The organism is Bradyrhizobium sp. PRIMUS42, from assembly GCF_023006515.1.
Taxonomy (GTDB): domain Bacteria; phylum Pseudomonadota; class Alphaproteobacteria; order Rhizobiales; family Xanthobacteraceae; genus Bradyrhizobium.
Window position 1 is genome coordinate 1 of the sequence record NZ_JALBGZ010000432.1, and the last position, 5,590, is coordinate 5,590.

General features: G+C 63.4%; 9 protein-coding genes. 5 read left to right on the forward strand and 4 right to left on the reverse strand.

From position 1 onward, the window contains the following. Positions 1-346: 346 nt before the first annotated feature. Positions 347-670, reverse strand: a complete 324-nt coding sequence (locus MOV75_RS25720; protein ID WP_246930324.1) for a hypothetical protein — start codon at positions 668-670, stop codon at positions 347-349. A 136-nt stretch (positions 671-806) separates the two neighbouring features. Here MOV75_RS25720 and MOV75_RS25725 point away from each other — a divergent pair, with 136 nt between their 5' ends. The 3 genes from MOV75_RS25725 (at position 807) to bfr (ending at position 2,170) form a co-directional block, all read left to right on the forward strand. Continuing rightward, a complete protein-coding gene (locus MOV75_RS25725) occupies positions 807-1,112 on the forward strand; it encodes a hypothetical protein (protein WP_246930338.1) in 306 nt (101 codons plus the stop codon). 162 nt (positions 1,113-1,274) lie between these two features. After that, entirely contained in the window at positions 1,275-1,547 is a 273-nt protein-coding gene (locus MOV75_RS25730; protein ID WP_247006817.1) for a bacterioferritin-associated ferredoxin, read from the forward strand. 134 nt (positions 1,548-1,681) lie between these two features. Further along, the gene (gene bfr, locus MOV75_RS25735; protein ID WP_011089420.1) at positions 1,682-2,170 is read left to right on the forward strand and encodes a bacterioferritin; all 489 of its coding nucleotides are present in this window, start codon (positions 1,682-1,684) and stop codon (positions 2,168-2,170) included. A gap of 194 nt (positions 2,171-2,364) precedes the next feature. Here bfr and MOV75_RS25740 read toward each other — a convergent pair whose 3' ends face one another. The 3 genes from MOV75_RS25740 to MOV75_RS25750 all read right to left on the reverse strand — a co-directional run bounded on the left by MOV75_RS25740 (position 2,365) and on the right by MOV75_RS25750 (position 4,612). Further along, positions 2,365-2,967: an MSMEG_1061 family FMN-dependent PPOX-type flavoprotein gene (locus MOV75_RS25740; RefSeq protein ID WP_246930328.1), complete on the reverse strand. Its 603-nt coding sequence runs from the start codon at positions 2,965-2,967 to the stop codon at positions 2,365-2,367. Between the two features lie 71 nt (positions 2,968-3,038). Further along, positions 3,039-3,383, reverse strand: a complete 345-nt coding sequence (locus tag MOV75_RS25745) for a hypothetical protein (protein WP_246930330.1) — start codon at positions 3,381-3,383, stop codon at positions 3,039-3,041. A gap of 167 nt (positions 3,384-3,550) precedes the next feature. Then, positions 3,551-4,612, reverse strand: a complete 1,062-nt coding sequence (locus tag MOV75_RS25750; RefSeq protein ID WP_246930332.1) for an alpha/beta fold hydrolase — start codon at positions 4,610-4,612, stop codon at positions 3,551-3,553. A gap of 129 nt (positions 4,613-4,741) precedes the next feature. Here MOV75_RS25750 and MOV75_RS25755 point away from each other — a divergent pair, with 129 nt between their 5' ends. Together MOV75_RS25755 and MOV75_RS25760 are read left to right on the forward strand one after the other, a co-directional pair. Continuing rightward, positions 4,742-5,008, forward strand: coding sequence for a DUF2277 domain-containing protein (locus MOV75_RS25755; RefSeq protein ID WP_246930334.1), 267 nt, complete (start codon positions 4,742-4,744; stop codon positions 5,006-5,008). Between the two features lie 96 nt (positions 5,009-5,104). Continuing rightward, positions 5,105-5,326 carry a hypothetical protein gene (locus tag MOV75_RS25760; RefSeq protein WP_246930336.1) on the forward strand — a complete coding sequence of 74 codons (222 nt, stop codon included), beginning with the start codon at positions 5,105-5,107 and terminating at the stop codon, positions 5,324-5,326. Positions 5,327-5,590 lie beyond the last annotated feature (264 nt).

Genomic DNA, 5,590 nt, shown 5'->3' on the forward strand with positions numbered 1-5,590 from the left:
CGATCAGGCCGGCCGCGATGCCGGCGCCGACGCCGTCATGGGCCTTGGCGGACGGAGTGGCGGTTACCAGCGAACCGGCGACCGTCGCAACCGTGAGGGCGGCAACTAGAGTCTTCTTCATGCTCAGGGCTCTCCTGGGAGATGGGTTCCTCTTGTTAGAGGCGCCCGGGTTTCAAAGGTTCACGCACACGCTGATGGAATTGGCCGTGCAGCTAGGAAGCGCGCAATTGGTCAACCCACGGTAAACGCACACGGAGCTGTGACGAGAAAAAGCGGTCTTTTTCGGGCCCGGAGATGAACGGCGCGTCCGTAGTAAAGCGGTCCAGACGAACCGCCCGCGACGCCTTTAGCCGCAGACTCTGACGCGGCGGACGCGCCAGCCGTAGCCGTCCCAGAAGCGCTGCTTCTGCCAGGCGCAGCCGCCACCGTAATAGCCATCGGAGACATAGCCCGGACCCGGCGCGTAGTAGCGGGGCGGGTAATAGCCGGGTTCGTAATAGCCCGGGCCGGGTCCGTAATAATACGGAGAGGCCAGCGCGCCGCCGACAATGGCGCCGCCGATGATTCCGGCCGCCACGCCCGCCGCGACGCCGCGCTGTGCATGGGCCGGTGTTGCGGCCGCAAAGGCCAAGGAGGCGACGGCAGTAACCGCCAGGAGCAACTTCTTCATGGGCTTGGCCTTTCGTAGGAATACGCGGGAACTCTTTGGGAGCAGAGTTCCATACTTCGTTTGAATGATCAATGAACGGCCCCTTTGCCGGGCACGACCAATGGTTATCAGGCACAGATGGGCCTGGGAGGCGACGATGGGCAATGCGGTGATAAATGCATTGATCGCGGCTGGAGTTGTCTTCGCGATCGGCTACGGCTGGATCGCGCACCTTCAGAACCGCAGCCAGCGCCGCTCGCGGGCCGCGGCCGGCGGCGACGGCGGTAATGGCGGTGGCGACAGCTACACGGGGACGAGTGACGGCGTCTCGCTGGGGAGCTGGTTTTCCGGCGGTTCGGGGAGCTCGAGCGACGGGGGCAGCTGTTCCAGCAGTGACAGCGGCGGTAGTAGCGGGGATTGCGGAGGTGGCGGCGACGGTGGTGGAGGGGGCGGCGGCGACTAGATCCGCTCTAATCTTGATCCAGCGCAACGCTGGGTTTTGGAGCCGTTCTAGGCTGCTGGTGGGGCCAGTTTGGAATAGCTTGAAATACCGCTTTTTCCTTTTGCATCCGGCCGGCCCGTTAAATATCGATGGTGACGCATCACCGAAGGGCCTGCCGCTTCCATGATCGTTTGTTCCTGTAACGTGCTGAGCGATGACGACATCCGCGCCGCCGTCGCCGAGTCCGACGACGCTGTGCGCCATGCCAAGCAGGTCTATGGGTGCCTCGGCTGTAGCGCCGAATGCGGCCGCTGCGCCCGGACGATCAAGACCATCATCGACGAAGCGCTTGGCCCCTGCGCCCAGTCCTGCTGCTCGGGCTGCCCGCACAGCCACACCGTGGCCGCCAATGACGAGACGGCGCAGCCCGCTCAATTCGCCCTCGCGGCCTGCTGAAGGCCTTTCGCCAGCTTGGCTGAGCTTTTCCCAGGCTGCGTCTCCGTAGCCGGTTGCCCTCATTCGCAAACTGACTTAGAAGCATTCTAAACTCGGTTTAGGGCCGATTTGGACTGCAAGAGCTGGAGTGAACCATGCAGGGCGACGCAAAAGTCATCGACTATCTCAACAAGGCACTGCGTCACGAGCTGACTGCGATCAACCAGTACTGGCTGCACTACCGCTTCCTCGACAATTGGGGCCTCCTCGACATGGCCAAGGTCTGGCGCAAGGAGTCCATCGAGGAGATGGAGCACGCCGACAAGCTCACCGCGCGCATCCTGTTCTTCGACGGTTTCCCGAACATGCAGGTGCTCGACCCCTTGCGCATCGGCCAGAACGTCAAGGAGATCATCGAGTGCGACCTCGCTGCCGAGATGAGCGCACGTGCGCTCTACCAGGAAGCGGCCACCTACTGCCACGGCGTCAAGGACTACGTCACGCGTGACCTGTTCGAGAAGCTGATGAGCGACGAGGAGCACCACATCGACTTCCTCGAAACCCAGCTCGACCTGATCGGCCGCATCGGCCTCGAGCTCTACACCCAGAAGCACGTCGGCGGGCTCGAGGGCGAGGGGCACTAGATTGGCGCATTGGCGCTGCCACAAACTCGGTGTCGTCCCGGCGGAACGCCGGGACCCATAACCACAGGGAGTGGTTGTGGCGCGCGATGCTAACCACGGGTCTTCGCCAAACGACTTCCTGTGGTTATGGGTCCCGGATCGGCGCGCGCTTTAAGGCGCGCTTGTCCGGGACGACACTGTGATTGCAGCTACACCTACAGCTGCGTCTTGTAGAGTTCTTCCACGATCTCCTGGCTCGCCGGTTCGCCAAGCCCAGTCTGGTCGTGAATGACCGTCACGATGCTCGGCATCACCGACCGCTGCACCTTCTCGGGCGACCACAGCTTCGAGCGCATCAGCGCCTTGCCGCAGTGGAAATAGACTTCGCTGACCGCGACGTTCAGCACCGCGCGCGGCGGCTTGCCGAACTCCACCATAGAGGCGAGCAGATCCGGATCGGCCGACAGCGTGCCGCGTCCGCCGACGCGCAGCGTCTCGTCGATCCCCGGCACGAAGAACAGCAGATGCACGAAGCCCGAGCCTTCGACGACGTTGCGGAAACTGTCGATGCGGTTGTTGCCGGAACGGTCGGGCATCAAGATCTGGTTGGGACCTGCGACGTGGACGAAGCCGACACTGCCGCCGCGCGGCGAGGCATCGACGCTGCCGTCCGCGCCCGATGTCGCGAGCACGCAGAACGGCGACATCTCGATGAATTTCTTCGCATGCGCGTCGATCGCGGGACGCGCCTTCGCGATCACGCGCGGGCTCGGCTTGGCATAGATGGTGGCGAGGTCTTCGGCGCAAAGATCGGTCAACGGCGTGCCTCCGCATCAGCTTTGCGACAAGCTACCCGATCGGGCCGCCTCAGCCAACGAAATCCATCATGCTAGACTGCGTCCGCCGGCACGAAGCAGCTGATGATGATGGCGCCGCGGTGGTGAACGTACCAGACGACGGCCTGGCCGACCGGATTGCCCTGGCCGCGGATGATGGCGCGTTCGGGCACCTCCATCCATTGTCCCTCGATCGGCACCCAATAGGCGCCACTCCGCACGTCGTAGTCGGTGCGATGGCCGTCGGAGATGTCGCAGCAGGGCACGCCGTTCGGCGCGATCACGCTCTTGAACCAGGCGCGGATGTCGGGCGGGACGTGGTCGTATTGTCCGTTGTCGAACGCGAATGCGGCGCTCGTCAGCGCGGCCAGCCAAACGCACAGTGCGAGCCTGTGCATGCGATCCTCCTCGTCGCGTCGTGCCAGTGGCGCGCGATTGTCCCGCGCGTCGATTCGTATTGTTGACGCGATTAAGCCCGAGCTGTCAGCGCATTGCATGCTCAAATAATATGCGGCGCCGAGGCGCCGCATATGATGCGTTGCGATATGATGGCGCGCTCGGCGATCTACATCGCGCGCTGCGGCGTGGTCTCAAGCAACTGCCGCACCTGCTCGCCATAGAATTTCGCATTGCCGGTGGTGCCATGACCGCGCGTCTCGGCGCTCGCCGGGATCAGGAACAGGCGCCCGTTCTTGACCCGCTTCATCGCAGCGTCCGTGATGCCGGTCTCGGGCGGGTTGCGCTCGTCGTCGGCGGAATTGATCAGCAGCAGCGACGCTTCGATGGCCTCCAGCTTCTCGCCGGCATTGTAGTCGTGCGAGGACTCCCACTGATAGACGAAGTCGTTGGCATCCGCCGTGATCGGCGTCGCCAGCCGGTCGTCGACGATCTTGTCGGCCTTCGCTGCCGTCGGCGCCTGCGCCTGATAGGCCAGCGTGCCGCCGATGCTCGCGATGCCGTAGGCGGCGAGGGCATATTTCATCATGCGCGGCTGGCTGGTGTAATTGCCGCCGTTGTAGTCGGGATCGTTGCGGATGGTGTCGAGCATGATCCGACGCATCATCCAGTTGCGCGAGGCCATCTCGGTCGGCTGCGAGGCCATCGGGATCAGCGCATCCATCGCCTTCGGATATTTCTCGCCCCACAGCCAGGTCTGCATGCCGCCCATCGAATTGCCGATGACGAGCCGCAGATGCTTGACGCCGAGGCCCTCCGTCACCAGGCGATACTGCGCCTCGACCATGTCGTCGTAATTGTATTTCGGAAAGCTCGTCTTCATGCCGTCCGACGGCTTCGATGATTTGCCGTGGCCGATATTGTCGGGAATGATGATGTAATATTTGGAGGCGTCGAGCGGTTGCCCCGGGCCGAACAGTTCACCACCGAAGGAAGGCCCCAGCATACCGGTGCCCGAGCCGCCCGTTCCATGCAGCACCAGCACCGGCTGGCCGGTGGGCTCACCGACGGTGGTGTAATGCAGCTTCAGTTCCGGCATGGTCTCGCCGGTGTGGAATTTGAAATCCCTGGCGATCCAGTCGCCCTGCTTGGGGGCCGGATAATCGGCGGCCCATATCGGTGTCGAAAAGGACAGCAGGACAGCCGTCAATGCGGCGTAGGAAGCTTCCATGTTTCTCTCCCCCGTTGCGGCTCATGGTCGGCGCCCGCGTTGCGGGGGAACTTAGCAGAAGAGCGGAGAAGGATGTAGGATTTCCGCTCCGCCGATCGTCTTCAAGGAAATATCCGGAGAGACCCCTGCATGTGCCGCAACATCAAGACGCTGTTCAACTTCGAGCCGCCGGCGACGGAGGATGAGATCCACGCCAGCGCGCTCCAGTTCGTGCGCAAACTGTCCGGTTTCAACAAGCCGTCGCAGGCCAACGAGGCGGCGTTCGACCGTGCGGTGGCGGAGGTCTCGGAGGCCGCACGAAACCTCCTGACTTCGCTGCATACCCATGCGCCGGCGCGCGACCGCGAGATTGAGGCGGAAAGGGCGAGGGAACGCTCACGGCTACGGTTCGGCTAGCGATCGCAGAAAGTCATTCCGTGATCTGGCTCACGGAAGAAGGCCTCTTGGTGCGTGATGATGTTCGCCGGGATTTTGACAGCCCGGAGCACGATCATGAGCCGCCCCCTTCTTCCGCTGAAAGCAGGTGCCATCATCTTCACGCTGCTGTGGACGGCGTGGATGATGTGGTGGAGCGGCTCGTTCTCGAGCGCGAACGTGATCATCCTCGCTCTGTGCGGCGCGGCGGTCGGCTATCTCTGGTATCGCGCCATGCGCTGGCAGTTCGAGCGCATGGGCATGCTGCCGCGCAAAGATGATTCCTCGGCGGCTTCCTGAACCGAGTTCGTGTCCCGGACGCGGCGCGGCGCGTTGGCGGTGCGACGCAGAGCCGGGACCCAGAAAATCGCGAGCTAAGCCCTTACTCAGATGGGCCCCGGACGCGCGACTAGTCCTTGTGTTTCTTTTTCTTCTTTTTCTTGTGCCCCTCGCCTTCGCCGTCATCGCTCTCGTCGTCGACGACGGGCTCATCGGGCTCGTGCACGGCGGCCTCCAGCGCTTCGCGTTCGGCGGCCTCGCGTTCGCGTTGGCGGCGGCGCTCGT

Coding starts and splice junctions, on each gene's coding strand:
- bfr (WP_011089420.1), top strand. CDS start 1,682: ATGCAGGGCGACGCAAAAGTCATCGACTATCTCAACAAGGCACTGCGT.
- MOV75_RS25720 (WP_246930324.1), bottom strand. CDS start 670: ATGAAGAAGTTGCTCCTGGCGGTTACTGCCGTCGCCTCCTTGGCCTTT.
- MOV75_RS25725 (WP_246930338.1), top strand. CDS start 807: ATGGGCAATGCGGTGATAAATGCATTGATCGCGGCTGGAGTTGTCTTC.
- MOV75_RS25745 (WP_246930330.1), bottom strand. CDS start 3,383: ATGCACAGGCTCGCACTGTGCGTTTGGCTGGCCGCGCTGACGAGCGCC.
- MOV75_RS25755 (WP_246930334.1), top strand. CDS start 4,742: ATGTGCCGCAACATCAAGACGCTGTTCAACTTCGAGCCGCCGGCGACG.
- MOV75_RS25730 (WP_247006817.1), top strand. CDS start 1,275: ATGATCGTTTGTTCCTGTAACGTGCTGAGCGATGACGACATCCGCGCC.
- MOV75_RS25750 (WP_246930332.1), bottom strand. CDS start 4,612: ATGGAAGCTTCCTACGCCGCATTGACGGCTGTCCTGCTGTCCTTTTCG.
- MOV75_RS25760 (WP_246930336.1), top strand. CDS start 5,105: ATGAGCCGCCCCCTTCTTCCGCTGAAAGCAGGTGCCATCATCTTCACG.